The sequence below is a fragment of the Actinomadura sp. 1N219 genome, from assembly GCF_044326405.1.
Taxonomy (GTDB): Bacteria; Actinomycetota; Actinomycetes; order Streptosporangiales; family Streptosporangiaceae; genus Spirillospora.
On sequence record NZ_JBIRAY010000012.1, the window covers coordinates 233,224 to 247,059 of the forward strand.

Here is a 13,836-nt window from a genome sequence, read left to right on the forward strand (position 1 = left end):
AGGACGATGAGCGTTGATCTGGACCGGAACGTCGTGCTGCGCGGCGAGGCCGAACTGGCCGAGCGCGCGGGGCGGCTGTTCCTCGGGTGCTCGGAGTTCGCCTGCGCCGCGACCGATCTGAAGACCTGGGCGATGCCCGGATACCGGGAGCGGATGGTCGCCGACCGGTACAAGGTCAAGCCGCCGCCCGTCACCTACAAGCTGCACAACCCGGCGGCGCTCGCGGACGAGGAGTCCGAGCGGCACCTCGTGGAGATCAACAGGGCGGGCGCCCGCGTCCGGATCTGCACGACGGCCCTCCCCCACGAGACGATCATCGTGGACCGGCGGGTCGCGATACTCGCGGGCCCGCCGGACGGCGGCGTCCGCGAGTACACGATCGTGCGGTCGCCGAGCGTCGTCCGGGGCGTCGTCTCGCTGTTCGAGGCGACCTGGGACAAGGCGACCGACCTGGACGACTACCGCCGCGACCGTCCACCCGCGCTGTCGGACGAGAGCGTCCGCATCCTGCGCCTCCTCGCCGGCGGCCTGAAGGACGAGGCCGCCGCCCGCCGCCTCGACATGTCGCTGCGCACCTACCGCCGCCGCGTAGCGGAGATCCTCGTCCTGCTGGACGCCGACTCCCGCTTCCAAGCGGGCCTCCGCGCCCACGAGTTCGGCCTGATCAGCTAGGGCTGGGGCGTCCGCTCGCGTGATCTCACCCGGGCGGCGAACGCCTCGATCGCGTCGACGACGGCCTCGAAGCGGAGCGAATGGAACAGGTCGAAGGCGTGGTGGCCGCCCTTCAGCTCGGCGTAGACGACGGGCACGGCCGAGGCCCGGCGCAGCCTGTCGGCGAAGTGCCGCGCCTCGGCCACCGGCACCAGCGTGTCCTTGTCGCCGTGCGCGAGGAAGAAGGGCGGCGCGTCCGCCGCGATGTGTGACTCCGGCGAGGACTCGGGACCCTGGCCGTAATAGGGGCCGTAGTAGGTGTTCAGGCAGATGACGGCGGTGACCGAGGTGTCGGCGTCCTCGAAGCCCGGCTGGAAGGCGGGGTCGCCCTGGGTGAGCGCCGTCAGCGCCGCCATGTGCCCGCCCGCCGAGCTGCCCGCGACGAACAGCGTCGCCGGATCGGCGCCGTACTCGCCGGCGTGCTCGCGCACCCAGGCGATGATCTTCTTGAGGTCGATCAGGTGGTCCGGATGCTGGAAGTCGGGCCGCAGCCGGTAGTTGGCGCTGACGCACACCCACCCGCGACTGGCGAGCCGGTAGAGCAGCGGAAGCGACTGGCTGTTCTTGTGTCCCCCGGAGTAGCCGCCCCCGTGCAGGTGGATCATGACGGGCGCGCCCGCGGGCCGCGCGCGGTGGTGGTAGAGGTCGAGCATGTTGCGGCGGCCCGCGTCGCCGTAGGCGCGGTCGGCGACGCGGCGGACGTCCAGGCGGCGCCGGAAGACGGGCAGGAGCAGGATGCGGGCCAGCGGGGGACGGCGCCTCAGCCCTTCGGCGAGGTCGGCGTCGATGGCGGCGCGCCATCCGGCGCCCAGCCCTTCGGTCATGGCGCGCTCGATCCTGTCCCGCTCGCCCAGCGCGCGGTGGGCGACGACGGCGAGCCCGAGCAGGGTCACGGCGGCCAGGGCGACGGCCGCCCAGCCGCCCGCCGAGTCGATGTCGTCCTGCGCGAACGCCAGCGCCGTCGAGGCCCCCAGCCCGTAGACGGCCACGAAGGGCAGCTCGTTCACGGCCAGGCCGAGGTAGTAGCTCAGGACGGCGAGCGGGCGTGGACGCCGCACCGGCGCCAGCGCGAACAGCGTGCCGAGCGCGATGACCGCCACGGTGAACAGGTAGCCGAGGGGCACGGAACCTCCAAGGACGGCAGCCTCCGCTGCCTTCGGACACGCCCCCGACCGGGACGTTCTTCTGCGCGTCCAGCCTCCCCGGCCCGCCCACGCCTCATCAACGACGGATCCGGTAATCTCTTTTAACCCTGAGCTAAACAATCGGAGGGCCGCCCGTGGAGATGCGGGAGATCGAGATCTTTCTGACGGTGGCCGAGGAACTGCACTTCAGCCGTGCGGCCGAACGGCTGAACGTCAGCCCGGCCCGCGTCAGCCAGTCGATCAAGAAGCAGGAGCGGCGCATCGGCGGGGCGCTGTTCGAGCGCACCACGCGGGTCGTCCGGCTCTCCCCGCTCGGCGAGCAGCTGTACCGGACGCTCAAGGACGGCCACCGGCAGATCACGCAAGGGATCGCGGCCGCCCAGGCGACCGCCGGGGGCGCCTCGGGGACGCTGACCCTCGGCACGCTCGGCCCGAACTCCATGCAGATCAAGAGCGTCCTCGACCTGTTCCTGGAGCACCATCCGAACGCCCGCCTCCAGCATCGCGAGATCCAGCCGGCCTCCCCTCTGGACCTGCTGGAGTCGGGCGAGGTGGACGTGGCGCACCTGTGGCTGCCGATCCGCGACCCGGGACTGACCGTCAAGGCGACGCCGCATACCTCCGAGGTGCGGCTGATGGTCTCCGCCGGCCACCCCTTCGCCGGACGGGACTCCATCTGCCTTGAGGATCTCGGCGACTGCGCCGTGGTCGAGGGCCAGTCGATCCCCTCTTACATGGAGGAGGTGTTCAACCCGCGGCGCACACCGTCCGGGCGTCCCGTCCGCCGCGGGCCGAGGGTCACCACGTGGCAGGAGACGCTCAGCGTCGTGTCCTCGGGACAGGCCACCGCCGGGGTCACCGCCGAGGCGATCGACTTCTACCCGTGGCCGAGCCTGGCCTTCGTCCCCATCCGGGACGCGCCTCCCTGCCAGTGGGCCTTCGCGTGGCGCACGTCGAACGAGACGCCGCTCATTCGCGCATTCGCCGAAGCGGTCGACGAGGCCCACCGTCCGGCCGGTCGCTCGGCTAGCCGCCCGCGAGGGGGACGAGTTTGACGAAGACCAGGTCGGGGTCGGTGGTGAGGTCCACCTCTTCGTCGAGGTCCTCCACCTGGCGGTCGCCTGCCAGGACGAAGAAGCCGTTGGCGTGGAAGGCGCGTTCGGCGATGTCGGCCTGGCGCTCCCAGTCGATGCGGCGGGGTTCGCGGAGCCGGTAGCCGTTCAGCTCCGCCTCCGCGCCGTCCGGGCGGACGAGGCCGTGGAACCGGTCGGAGGGGCGGGCGTTGTGCCGCGCGACCTCCTCGCGGACCCGGAGCCTGATCAGCTCCCGGACGGTCATCTTCGCGGGCAGGTCGGCCAGGTGGAGCTCCGCGACGGGTTTGCCGGTCGCGGTCTCGTCCCGGAACGTCACGGCGGGCATCAGGCACCTCGCTTGATCTGCAGGAGGATGGACTCGTCGGTGATCTCGTCGTCGGCGGCGAGCAGGAACGCCTTGCTGAGGATCAGCGACAGCAGCTCCTCCTCGAACGGCAGGAACACCCGGCCGGGGGCGGCCCTGCGGCGCTCGGGGACGATGCAGAGGAACGCGTCGTCCGGCTCCATGACGACGTTGGCCGAGCGCAGATGGATCTTGTAGGTGCGGAGCCGGCCCCTGACCGTCAGGTAGCGGCCGTCGAGCGAGCAGCGGTCGGCGATCTTCGTCCGGGGCAGGACGCGTTCGAGCGCGTCCCTGCGGGTCTGCGTCGACTCGGCGGGGTCGGCGTACCATTCGCGGACCCAGTAGGCGTGCGCCTCGCCGTCCTCCCACATCTCGTCCGTGGCGATCGAGGTGACGCCGACGAACAGGTCCACGTCCCGCATCGCCTCGCTGAACACCAGCGGCGGGACGTCGGCGAGCGGCGCGTCCCGCCAGGCGCCGCCGACGCGGCGGGCGAACCGGACGCGGCCGGTCCCGGCGATCAGCTCCTCCCCCTCCCAGTCGGCCAGGACGTGGAAGAACCGGATCTGCCATTCGCCCGCGGCGAGCGTCCGGGTCGCCTCGTCGGCGTCGCCGTTGTCCCACGGGCCGAGGAGGCGGCTCGTCCAGCCGCGGGCGCGGAACAGCGCGAACATCCGCCGGTAGTGGACGAGATGCGCGGCGAAGCGGGTGGAGTGGTCGCGGGTCTCCTCCTCGGCCGGGGTGAGGAGGTAGATCTCGCGGAACGCCTGCTTGAACGGCTGCCGGATGCGGCGGTCGACGAGCAGATCGCGCCAGGCGCGGACCGTGTCGGGGTCGGATCTGAGCGGGTGCCAGAGGCGGACGGGCGCGTCGTCGGCGGCGTCCGGAAGCTCGTCCGTTGCGGGGAGGACGGACCGCCACTCACCGGGCGCGACCTCGATCTCCCAGATCAGGCGGCGCACGGCCGGGCCTGCGACGGGGTGGTTCACGAGCGTGTCCCGCCACCGGCCGAACGGGTGCGCCGCGTCGACGGTGTAGCCGCCCTCCAGCGCGCGGGCGAGCGTGGCGATCTGGGCGCCGACGCGTTTGACGAGGTCGCGCAGCTCTTTGACCTCGTCCTTGTGGTCGCGGCGGACGGCCGCCGGGACGCTCTTCAGCGCCCGGCAGTCCTTCTCGAACGTCAGCTCGGCCTTGTCGGCGACGGTGACGACGGCCGTGTGGTCGCCGAGCGGGCGGCGGAGCGTGCCGTCCGGGCCGAAGCCGAGGTCGGGAAGGCGGAGCGCGACGTCGGTCCGCTCGGCGAGGGCCGCGTCGATCTTCTTGAGCATCTTGTCGAGCTGCTTCGGCACGCCGACGTGCCGCACCGTCCGGCGGACCGTCCGGAGCGCGGTGACCAGCTCGGGGGTCGGGAAGTCCTGCGCGGCGCGGGCGATCTCGTACAGCAGCGCCTGCGACGGCAGCGTCTTCGCCTGCGACGGCGCGATCGCGATGTCGGGGAGGAGGCCGTCGAAGAGCGCGGGCAGCCAGGGTTCGTCCCGGTGCAGCGCGAGGCGGGCGGCGCGGCCGAGCGCCCCGACCTCGCCGCTGGTGAAGGCGCCGTCCGCGCGGTAGGGGATCTCGCCGGTCTGGATCGCGCGGGCCCTGGCGGCGGCCGTCTCCAGGGCGCGGCGGGCGAACCCGGCGTAGAGGCTCACGCCGGAGAGGCGCTCCCAGACGTCCGGGAGCGGGGTGCGCGACCGGCTGTAGGTCAGCTCGGTGAACAGCATCCGCTCCGCCGTGGTGAGACGGGTGACGATGTCGATCTCGTCCAGCCTTATCGGGCCGGGGTGGTCGGGACGGAGCCGTTCCGCGACGGTGGCCACGAGCTCGTCGCCCACGAGACCGGCGACGGCGAGCAGCGCGAACGCCTGTTCGTCGCGGTCGTGGTCCAGGAGGAACGTGACCAGGGTGCGGGCCTGGACGGAGACGTCGGGCCACGGGCCTGAGCAGCGGGCAAGTGAGCTCGCGCCGAGCGTCAGGTCGGCCCACTTGCGCCTGTCCAGCCCGGTGACGAGCGCGTCGAACATGCGGCGGCAGGCGTCGGGTGTGTAGCGCGGCTGCCGCTCCTTGGCCTCGTCCTCGACATAGAACCTGAGGTGGTGCACGGCGCCGGGGGCGGTGTAGGCGGCGGGCGCGAGGGTGCCGAGGTCCTCGTCGGAGAGCCGGGCGAGGTCGCGGGGCGACGGGCGGAACTCCGCGTCCTCCGGAGAGGGGTCGGTGAGGGCGCGCAGGAGCCGCGCGGCGAGGTCCATCAGGCTCCCCTCCTGATCTGGTGCAGGATCGTCTCGTCCGTGATCTTGTGGTCGGCGGCGAGCAGGAACGCCTTGCTCAGGATGAGGGAGAGGCGCTCGTCCTCGAACGGGAGGTACGGCGTGCCCTTGGTCCCGCCTCTGGCTTGGACGACGCAGAGGTAGGAGTCGTCCGGCTCCATCAGGATGTTGGACGACCCAAGGTGGATCTTGTACGTGCGCAGCTCGCCCCTGACGGCCAGGTAGCGGCCGTCGAGCGAGCAGCGGCCGGCGATCTTCGTGCGGGGCAGGATGCGCTCCAGCGCGGCGCGGCGGACCTCGGCGCTCGCGGTCAGCTCCCCGAACGTCGCCGCGCGCCAGTACGCGGCGAACCGGTCCTCGCCGCGGTCGGCCCAGTCGGCGTCGGCGGCGATCGAGGTCACGCCGACGAACAGGTCGACGTCCCGCATCGCCTCGCTGAACACGAGCGGCGGGACGCCGGCGAGCGGAACGTCCGCCCAGCCCCGGCCCTGCCTGCGCTCGAACCTGACCTGGTCGGTGGACGCGTACTCCGGCGCCCAGTCGGTGTCGTCGTCCACCGGCTCGTGGTAGAAGCACGCGCGCCACTCGCCGCCGCCGAACTCGCGGCGCGCCTCGCCGTTGTAGCCGCCGTCGTAGCGGCCGAGGAAGTTGGCCTGCCAGCCGCGGTCCTTGAACAGCGCGTACAGCCGCCGGTAGCGGACGATGTGCGCGGCGAACCGGTTGGAGTACGTCCCCGTCTCCTCCTCGGCCGGGGTGAGCAGGTAGATCTCGCGGAACGCCTGCTTGAACGGCTGCCGGACCCGCTCGTCGACGATCCGTTCCCGCCAGGCGCGGACGCCGTCGACCGTCGCCCTGATCGGATGCCAGAGCCGCACGTGCGCGGGAGGCTCGCCGGGCGGGGTCATGGCGGCGTGCCAGGTGCCGTCCTCGCGCTGGAACTCCCAGACGAGGCCCCGGACGATCACGCCGGTGATCGGATGGTCGCGGTAGTGCTCACGCCATTCGCCGTAGGGCCAGACGCGGTCGTCCGACATCAGGGCCTCGATGCGCGCCCGCTCGGTCGACAGCGTGCCGCGCACCTCCTTGGCCAGGGCCTTCAGCTCCTTCAGCTCGCCGGCGAAGCCGTCCTTGACGGCGGCCGGGGCCGTCTTGGCCGCCTTCCCGTTCGCGCCGGTGAACGTCAGCCGGACGGTCGCCGCGTCCTCGACCGCCAGCCGCACCGTGTGCTCGCCGAGCGTGCGCTCCAGCGAGCCGTCCGGCCCCAGGCCGTGGGACGGGACGCTGCGCTCGACGAGCTGCGCGGGCGTGATGCCCTGCCGTCCGGCGGCCGTGCGGAGCGCGGCGTCGAGCTGCTTCCGCAGCGCCCGGTCCTTGATCTTCGCCTGGAGCCGCCACAGCGACTCCAGCGCGCCGGGGTCGGCGGCGGCGCCGAGCGCGTTGATCGCCGCGCCCGCGAGCTTGACGTCCTCGTAGAGGTCGCCGTTGCGCGTCCCGGCGCGCAGCGCCAGCCCGTCGAGGAGCAGCACCGTCTCCGGCCCGCCGGTGAGGGCCGCCGCCCACACGACACCGCGCGCGAAATCCCCATGATTCTGATGGACGAGGTAGTGGTAGTGGTACTCGTGCCCGTCGAGCCAGTCGGCGTGCGCGCCGTCGTCCTTGCTGCATTGGGGCTCGCATTCGACCAGCGCGCGGAGGCATTCGGCCACCGTGCCGCGCATGGACGCGGCGTCCGCGAGCGCGACGCACTCGCGGCTCCACTTCTGCGAGGGACGCGGCGACGACAGCCGCCCCAGGTGCCGGATGAACCGCGCGAACTCCGCCGTCGCCCCCGGCTCCGTGCTCACGCGCGACCTCAGCGGCTCCGCCCACGCGCCGCGCTCGGGTATCAGTCCAGACGGCACATGTGCCTCCTCCATGTCGACGAGCAACGCCGAAAGGCGTCTCGTGACCCGCTTGCGTTCCTCGATCGGGACGTCCGCGCCCGCGAACTCGCGGTCGGCGCCGCGCAGCCATGGCGCGAGTTCGCGCCGCTGATCGGGCCCCAGCCGCTCGGCGGCGATCAGCGCGATCTCCAGTGCGGGCGCGGACCGGTACCGGTCCCGGAACGCCGAGGCGCGCACCAGCATCACCGCGACCTCGCCGGGCGTCCAGCCGTGCGACCTCGTGGCCAGCGCCTTCAGCGCATCGGTGAAATGCCAGGCGAAAGCGGAGTCGGACTCCACGACCGGAAGCAGGCAGAGGAGGGCCGCGCGGCCTTCCTCCTCCGCGGACGCGTCGAGGCGTTCATGGACCTCGTCCTCGAGCGCCGTCAGGCGGGCCACGTGCTCCTCGAACTCCCGCTCGCCCTTCCACAGCGTGCCGTCGCCCTGGATCTCGGCCTGTCGGCGGTCGAAGAGGTCGACGAGCGGGCGGGCGCGGTCGAGCGCGGCGAGCCGGACGGGGTCGAGGCCGTCGCCCTGGCGCGCCTCCGCGGCGAGGGTGTCGTAGAGCATGGCGGAAATCGTGGCAGGGGTCGCCGACAAAAACCGCGAATCCGGCGGCCTGTTCGGTGTCTTCATGGTCACCTACGCTCGGGGAGGGACCGCGGCGGAACGAGATTCGGGACGGCCATGGCGCACAGCGTGGTGATCATCGGGAGCGGGTTCGGCGGGATCGGGATGGCGATCCGGCTCCGGGAGGCCGGGATCCGCGACGTGGTGATCCTGGAGAAGGCGGCCGGGCTCGGCGGGACGTGGCGGGACAACACCTATCCGGGCGCGGCGTGCGACGTCCCGTCCCACCTGTACTCGTTCTCGTTCGAGCGGAAGACGGACTGGTCGCGGCGCTTCCCGCCGCAGCCGGAGATCCTTGACTACCTGCGGCACTGCGCCCGCGAGCGCGGCGTCCTGGAGAACATCCGGTTCGGGACGGAGGTCACCGAGGCGCGGTTCGACGAGGACGCGGCGCTCTGGCGGATCTCCACGACGTCCGGCGGGCTGGAGGCGCGGGTGCTGGTGTCGGCGTGCGGGCAGCTCAACCGGCCCGTCCTGCCGCCGATCGAGGGACGCGAGTCGTTCGCCGGGACGAGTTTCCACTCCGCCCGCTGGGACCACGGCGCCGACCTGCGGGGACGCCGGGTCGCGGTGGTCGGGACGGGTGCGAGCGCGGTCCAGATCGTCCCGGAGATCGCGGCGGAGGCGGCGGAGCTGCGGCTGTTCCAGCGGTCCGCGCCGTACGTGATCGACAAGCCGGACCGGCCGTACCGGGGCTGGGAGAAGGCCGTCCTGAAGCATGTGCCCGGGGTGTACGGGCTGAGCCGCGCCCGCGTCTACGCGGCGTACGAGGCGCGGGCGCTGGGGTTCGTGAAGTACCCGAAGCTGATGGCGTTGCTGGAGAAGCGGTTCAAGAGCGCCCTGACGGACGGCGTCGACGACCCGGTGCTGCGGGACGCGCTCATCCCCGGCTACCCGATGGGCTGCAAGCGGATCCTGGTCTCCAGCGACTACTATCCGGCGCTGGCCAGGCCGAACGTGGACCTCGTCACCGACCCGATCACGGGCGTCACGCCGTCCGGCGTCAGGACAGCGGAGCGCGACTACGACGTCGACGTCATCGTGTACGCGACCGGGTTCCACGCCACCGGGTTCCTCTCCCCCATGAAGATCGTCGGACGGGGCGGGCGGGAGCTGAACGAGGCGTGGCGGGACGGCGCGCAGGCCCATCTCGGCATCACCGTCAGCGGCTTCCCGAACCTGTTCCTGCTGTACGGCCCGTACACCAACCTGGGCCACAATTCGATCATCTACATGCTGGAGTCGCAGTTCAGGTACGTCCTCGGCTGCGTCGAGGCGCTGCGCGGCGCCGGGCTCGCCTGGATCGACGTCCGCCCGGACGTGCAGGACGCGTTCACCCGCGAGATGCGGCAGCGACTCCGCTCGACGGTGTGGGAGGCGGGCTGCCAGAGCTGGTACATGACGGGGGACGGGAAGGTCGTCAACAACTGGCCCGGGTTCACGTTCGCGTACCGCCGCGCGACCCGCCGCCCCGACCCGCGGCACTTCCACGCCAGACGCGCCGCAGCCCGGTAGCCCCGCCGGCGGCGGGGCCGCCTAGGCTCGGTGTCATGCCGACCGCCTTCATCACCGGCGCGACCGCGGGCATCGGCGCCGCCTTCGCCCGCCGCCTCGCCTCCGACGGATTCGACCTGGTCCTGCTGGCCCGCGACGCCGAGCGGCTGGAGCGATCAGCCGCCGGGCTCCGCGAGGAGTACGCCGTCCGCGCCGAGGCGCTGCCCGCCGACCTGTCCGCGGAGGACGGCCTGGCGGCGGCGGAGGAACGCGTCCGCGGCGACGTCGACCTGCTGATCAACAACGCCGGGTTCGGCCACAACGGCGTGTTCCTTGACGTCCCGGTGTCGGCCGAGCTGACCATGCTGAAGGTGCACTGCGAGGCCGTCCTGCGGCTCACCCACGCCGTGCTGCCGGGCATGCTGGACCGCGGCCGGGGCGGCATCGTCAACGTGGCGTCCGCGGCGGCGTTCGCGACGCGCGGCACGTACGGGGCGTCCAAGGCGTGGGTGGTGAACTTCAGCCAGGCCGTGGCCGAGGACATCAGGCGGCGCTCGGACGGCGGCGTCCGCGTGATGGCGCTCTGCCCCGGCTACGTGCGCACCGAGTTCCACGACCGCGCCCAGATGGACATGTCGGACCTGCCGGAGTTCATGTGGCTGGACAAGGACGACGTCGTCGCCGCCGGGCTCCGCGACCTGCGGCGGGGCGTCCAGGTCAGCATCCCGAGCCCGCAGTACAAGGCGCTCATCGGCGCGACCCGCTTCCTGCCGCGCGCGGTCGTCGCGCGGCTGTCGTCCAGCACCGGGCGCACCTACAAGACGTGATCGAGGGTTCCCCGGCGCCGTCGCCTGGGGTAGACACGGCTCATGCGGGTGCTGGTGACGGGGGCGGCGGGCTACATCGGGTACGCGGTCGGGCGGCGGCTGGTCGCGGCCGGGCATGACGTCGACGGCCTCGTCCGCCGGAGCGCGGACGTGCCGGACGGAGTCCGTCCCGTCCACGGCGACCTCCTCGAACCGGAGAGCCTGCCGGACGGCCCGTACGACGGGGTGTGCCATCTCGCCGCGCTGACCCGCGTCCGCGAGTCGTTCGACGCCCCGCTGCGGTACTTCACCGCCAACGTGCAGGGCACCGTGAACCTGCTGGAGTCCGTGCCCGCGGAGCGGGTGGTGTTCGGCTCGACGGCCGCCGTGTACGGGACGCCGGAGCGGCAGCCGATCCCGGAGAGCGAGAGCACCGCGCCGTCCAGCCCGTACGGGGCGTCGAAGCTGGCCGCCGAGCAGGCCGTCCGGTTCCACGCCCGGACGGGCGCGATCGGCGCCGCCGTCCTGCGGACGTTCAACGTCGCCGGTTCGGTGGACGGCCGGAAGGACCCGGACGAGACCCGGCTGATCCCGAAGGCCCTCGCCGTCGCGGCCGGGCACGCTCCGCACCTGGAGATCAACGGCGACGGGCACGCCGTCCGCGAGTACCTGCATGTGGACGATCTCGCCGCCGCGTACGTCCGGGCGGTGGAGGCCGTCCGGCCGGGCGAGGAGCGGATCTACAACGTCGGCAGCGGAATCGGGACGGCCGTCCACGAGGTCGTCGCCGCCGTCGAGGAGGTGACGGGACGTCCCGTGCCCACGCTGCGTCGCCCGCCGCGAACCGAGGCGCCCGTGCTGATCTGCGACGCCACGGCCGTCCGGGCCGGCCTCGGCTGGCGCCCGGAACGCTCCGCGCTACCGGAGATCATCACGACCTCATGGAACGCTCTCACTCAAACCGGCGACTAAACTCCCCAGCGTGTCCGATCCGAAGTTCGAAGTCCAGATGCTCCACGACCGGGTCATGATCAAGGTCGAGAAGGACAGCGGGGAGCGCCGCAGCACCGGCGGGATCGTCATTCCCGCGACCGTGGAGCAGGGGAACCGCCTGGTCTGGGGCGAGGTCTGCGGGGTCGGCCACCACGTCCGCGTCGTCAAGCCCGGCGACCGCGTCCTGTTCCACCCGGGCGACCAGTTCGAGGTCGAGATCCAGGGCGAGAACTACCTCGTGATGCGCGAGCGCGACCTGCACGCGATCGCCAGCGAGCGCCCCGAACACGGCACGGGCCTCTACCTTTGACGACCACCGCGCCGAGATCGCCGACGCCGGGGCGAGGCCGGTAGCGGACAGGTCCCTCCCCCTGCCGACGGACGAATTCCAGGTCAGGAACGTCCACACACAGGGGGCAATATCGTGATGCGAGAGACCACTGGCGCGGCCCGGACGAAGGAGACCTCGGACGGATCGCCGCCCGTCGCGGGGCCGTTCGACCAGACGCTGCGGTACCTCCGGTCGCACGCCGAGCAGGCGGCGCTGGCCCTGCGGGAGATGGAGTCGCAGCTGACGTCGCTCGCCCGCGCCGAGGGCACGCGGGCGGCGGCGGGCTCCGCCGGGTTCGAGCCGCTGGAGGGGACCGACCGGATCGACCGGCGGATCGCGGAGGCCGCCGGCCGGTGCCGCAAGGAGCTGCTCACCGCCCGGCCGGGCGTGCCGCGCGACGGCGGGACGCTTCGCGCGGCGCTGGAGCGCGACCGGCACGCCCTGCGGCGCGGCGCGTCGATCCGGACGCTGTACCGGCACTCCGCCCGCCACGACGCGGCGACGGTCGCCTACGCCGACGAGATCACGGCGGCGGGCGCGGAGGTCCGCACGCACGACGAGGTCTTCGACCGGCTGATCATCGTGGACCGGCGGATCTGCTTCCTGCCCGGCTCGCCCGACGGCGGGACGGCGGTCGCGGTGACCGCGCCGGCCGTGGTGCGCTACCTGGCCGACCTCTTCGACCGGGTGTGGCGGCGGTCCGACCCGTTCGCCGCCGGCACCGCCACTCCGGCGGAGGGCCGGATCGTCCGGATGCTCATCGCCGGGGAGACGGGCACGGTGATCGCCAAGCGTCTCGGGGTCAGCGACCGGACCTTGGCCAAGCGGATCGCGCGCATGAAGGCCGACTACGGGGTGCTCACCCACTTCCAGCTCGGCTACGAGCTCGGCCGCCGTTCGTGAGCACGGGCGCAGGGCCGGGCGGCGTCCGCGTTCCACCGCACGGTGGGACCGCGGGCGCCGCCCGGCCTTGAGGACGGTCAGATGCCGCGGACGGCGGCGACGGTGAACGGGATCTCAGGCGTCCCGTCGCCGACCGGGCCGCCCTTGTCGAACTGCGAGCGCACGACGTACAGGGTTCCCCGGGTGCGGACGAGCGTCGTCGGGAACTGGAGCGAGGCGTCCGACAGCATGCGCTCGCGGCGGGCCCCCGTGCCGTCGCGCGCGACACGCCAGCGGGTGATGGCGTTGTCGATGTTGTGGACGGTCCACAGCCGTCCGTGCTGGAGTTCGAGGCCGTCGGCGTTGCGCAGGTCGCCTCCGTCCAGGACGGCCTTGCGGACGGCGCCGGACGCGACGTCCAGCCGGTACAGGTCGCCGCCGTGCATGTCGGCGGTCAGCAGGAAGCGTCCGGCGGGGTCGGCGACGATGCCGTTCAGCGTGAACGCGCCGGGCCCGTGCGGTTCGAGGACGCCGCCAAGGTCGAAGCGCGGCACGAGCGCGGCACGTCCGCCGCGAGCCGCCGCCAGCTCCTGGGACGTGACGCGGTAGACGACGGACCGGACGCTGTCGGTGATGTAGGCGCCGCCGTCCGGGGCGATTGCCAGGTCGTTGACGAACCGGGCCTCGTTCCCGCGGACGTCGAACCGGGCCAGCAGGCGGCGGCTTCGCGTGTCGTACACCGAGACCCCGGCCGTGGAGTCGGTCACCCACAGCCGTCCGGCCCGGTCGACCTTCAGGCCGTTGGCGGTGCGGCGCCCGTCGGCGCCCGCCGGAAGGAACACCTCGGCCACCCGCCGGCCCGGAGTCATCCGGTAGACGGTGCCGTCCTGATACGACCCCGCGTACAGGGCACCGGTGCGGGGATCAACGGCGATGCCCTCCGGGTACACGCGATCGCCCGGCAGCACGTAGGCGGCGGATATCCGTGCCTGGGACGCCGCCGCATGGACGGCCGCGTCCGCCCCCGGAACCGCGGACACGGGTGCGAGCATCACGGCCGCGCCGAGCGCGGCGACAGAGGTGAAGCGGTGAAGACGGACCATGACTCTCCATTCGAGGCGACTCATTCAGATGCGTACATACATTAATTAGAGCTCTAATATCCGTCAACAGTCT

12 protein-coding genes are annotated in these 13,836 nt (G+C 72.5%); 7 read left to right on the top strand and 5 right to left on the bottom strand.

Translation table 11 applies throughout. The annotated features are described in order from the left end of the window. The first annotated feature begins 6 nt into the window (after positions 1 to 6). Positions 7 to 672, top strand: a complete 666-nt coding sequence (locus ACH35V_RS31860) for a DNA-binding response regulator (RefSeq protein WP_395978081.1) — start codon at positions 7 to 9, stop codon at positions 670 to 672. Here ACH35V_RS31860 and ACH35V_RS31865 read toward each other — a convergent pair. Beyond that, positions 669 to 1,835, bottom strand: a complete 1,167-nt coding sequence (locus ACH35V_RS31865; protein WP_395978083.1) for an alpha/beta hydrolase — start codon at positions 1,833 to 1,835, stop codon at positions 669 to 671. The genes ACH35V_RS31860 and ACH35V_RS31865 overlap by 4 nt on opposite strands. A gap of 161 nt (positions 1,836 to 1,996) precedes the next feature. Between ACH35V_RS31865 and ACH35V_RS31870 the strand changes: the two genes are divergently transcribed. Further along, complete coding sequence (locus ACH35V_RS31870) at positions 1,997 to 2,911, top strand: LysR family transcriptional regulator (protein WP_395978290.1); 915 nt, start codon at positions 1,997 to 1,999, stop codon at positions 2,909 to 2,911. Here ACH35V_RS31870 and ACH35V_RS31875 read toward each other — a convergent pair. Genes ACH35V_RS31875 through ACH35V_RS31885 form a run of 3 tightly spaced genes read right to left on the bottom strand, consistent with a single transcriptional unit; the run spans position 2,883 to position 8,094 of the window. Next, the gene (locus ACH35V_RS31875; RefSeq protein WP_395978085.1) at positions 2,883 to 3,275 is read right to left on the bottom strand and encodes a hypothetical protein; all 393 of its coding nucleotides are present in this window, start codon (positions 3,273 to 3,275) and stop codon (positions 2,883 to 2,885) included. The genes ACH35V_RS31870 and ACH35V_RS31875 overlap by 29 nt on opposite strands. Next, positions 3,275 to 5,584, bottom strand: coding sequence for a DUF4132 domain-containing protein (locus ACH35V_RS31880; protein ID WP_395978087.1), 2,310 nt, complete (start codon positions 5,582 to 5,584; stop codon positions 3,275 to 3,277). Before ACH35V_RS31880 ends, ACH35V_RS31875 begins: the two co-directional genes overlap by 1 nt. After that, positions 5,584 to 8,094, bottom strand: a complete 2,511-nt coding sequence (locus tag ACH35V_RS31885; RefSeq protein ID WP_395978089.1) for a DUF4132 domain-containing protein — start codon at positions 8,092 to 8,094, stop codon at positions 5,584 to 5,586. Before ACH35V_RS31885 ends, ACH35V_RS31880 begins: the two co-directional genes overlap by 1 nt. A 117-nt stretch (positions 8,095 to 8,211) precedes the next feature. Between ACH35V_RS31885 and ACH35V_RS31890 the strand changes: the two genes are divergently transcribed. The 5 genes from ACH35V_RS31890 to ACH35V_RS31910 all read left to right on the top strand — a co-directional run bounded on the left by ACH35V_RS31890 (position 8,212) and on the right by ACH35V_RS31910 (position 12,681). Next, entirely contained in the window at positions 8,212 to 9,669 is a 1,458-nt protein-coding gene (locus tag ACH35V_RS31890) for a flavin-containing monooxygenase (protein WP_395978091.1), read from the top strand. Positions 9,670 to 9,704: 35 nt separating this feature from the next. Beyond that, the gene (locus ACH35V_RS31895) at positions 9,705 to 10,475 is read left to right on the top strand and encodes an SDR family NAD(P)-dependent oxidoreductase (protein ID WP_395978093.1); all 771 of its coding nucleotides are present in this window, start codon (positions 9,705 to 9,707) and stop codon (positions 10,473 to 10,475) included. A 42-nt stretch (positions 10,476 to 10,517) separates the two neighbouring features. Continuing rightward, positions 10,518 to 11,426 carry an NAD-dependent epimerase/dehydratase family protein gene (locus ACH35V_RS31900; protein ID WP_395978095.1) on the top strand — a complete coding sequence of 303 codons (909 nt, stop codon included), beginning with the start codon at positions 10,518 to 10,520 and terminating at the stop codon, positions 11,424 to 11,426. Positions 11,427 to 11,436: 10 nt separating this feature from the next. Then, the gene (locus ACH35V_RS31905) at positions 11,437 to 11,757 is read left to right on the top strand and encodes a GroES family chaperonin (RefSeq protein ID WP_395978097.1); all 321 of its coding nucleotides are present in this window, start codon (positions 11,437 to 11,439) and stop codon (positions 11,755 to 11,757) included. 117 nt (positions 11,758 to 11,874) lie between these two features. Beyond that, positions 11,875 to 12,681, top strand: a complete 807-nt coding sequence (locus ACH35V_RS31910) for a hypothetical protein (RefSeq protein WP_395978099.1) — start codon at positions 11,875 to 11,877, stop codon at positions 12,679 to 12,681. A 77-nt stretch (positions 12,682 to 12,758) separates the two neighbouring features. Here ACH35V_RS31910 and ACH35V_RS31915 read toward each other — a convergent pair whose 3' ends face one another. Beyond that, positions 12,759 to 13,763 carry an SMP-30/gluconolactonase/LRE family protein gene (locus tag ACH35V_RS31915; RefSeq protein WP_395978101.1) on the bottom strand — a complete coding sequence of 335 codons (1,005 nt, stop codon included), beginning with the start codon at positions 13,761 to 13,763 and terminating at the stop codon, positions 12,759 to 12,761. Positions 13,764 to 13,836: the final 73 nt, after the last annotated feature.

Excerpts from the sequence above, each read along its gene's own strand:
- ACH35V_RS31860 (WP_395978081.1), top strand. The coding sequence starts at position 7 with ATGAGCGTTGATCTGGACCGGAACGTCGTGCTGCGCGGCGAGGCCGAA.
- ACH35V_RS31875 (WP_395978085.1), bottom strand. The coding sequence starts at position 3,275 with ATGCCCGCCGTGACGTTCCGGGACGAGACCGCGACCGGCAAACCCGTC.
- ACH35V_RS31880 (WP_395978087.1), bottom strand. The coding sequence starts at position 5,584 with ATGGACCTCGCCGCGCGGCTCCTGCGCGCCCTCACCGACCCCTCTCCG.
- ACH35V_RS31895 (WP_395978093.1), top strand. The coding sequence starts at position 9,705 with ATGCCGACCGCCTTCATCACCGGCGCGACCGCGGGCATCGGCGCCGCC.
- ACH35V_RS31910 (WP_395978099.1), top strand. The coding sequence starts at position 11,875 with ATGCGAGAGACCACTGGCGCGGCCCGGACGAAGGAGACCTCGGACGGA.
- ACH35V_RS31900 (WP_395978095.1), top strand. The coding sequence starts at position 10,518 with ATGCGGGTGCTGGTGACGGGGGCGGCGGGCTACATCGGGTACGCGGTC.
- ACH35V_RS31890 (WP_395978091.1), top strand. The coding sequence starts at position 8,212 with ATGGCGCACAGCGTGGTGATCATCGGGAGCGGGTTCGGCGGGATCGGG.
- ACH35V_RS31870 (WP_395978290.1), top strand. The coding sequence starts at position 1,997 with ATGCGGGAGATCGAGATCTTTCTGACGGTGGCCGAGGAACTGCACTTC.
- ACH35V_RS31885 (WP_395978089.1), bottom strand. The coding sequence starts at position 8,094 with ATGCTCTACGACACCCTCGCCGCGGAGGCGCGCCAGGGCGACGGCCTC.
- ACH35V_RS31915 (WP_395978101.1), bottom strand. The coding sequence starts at position 13,763 with ATGGTCCGTCTTCACCGCTTCACCTCTGTCGCCGCGCTCGGCGCGGCC.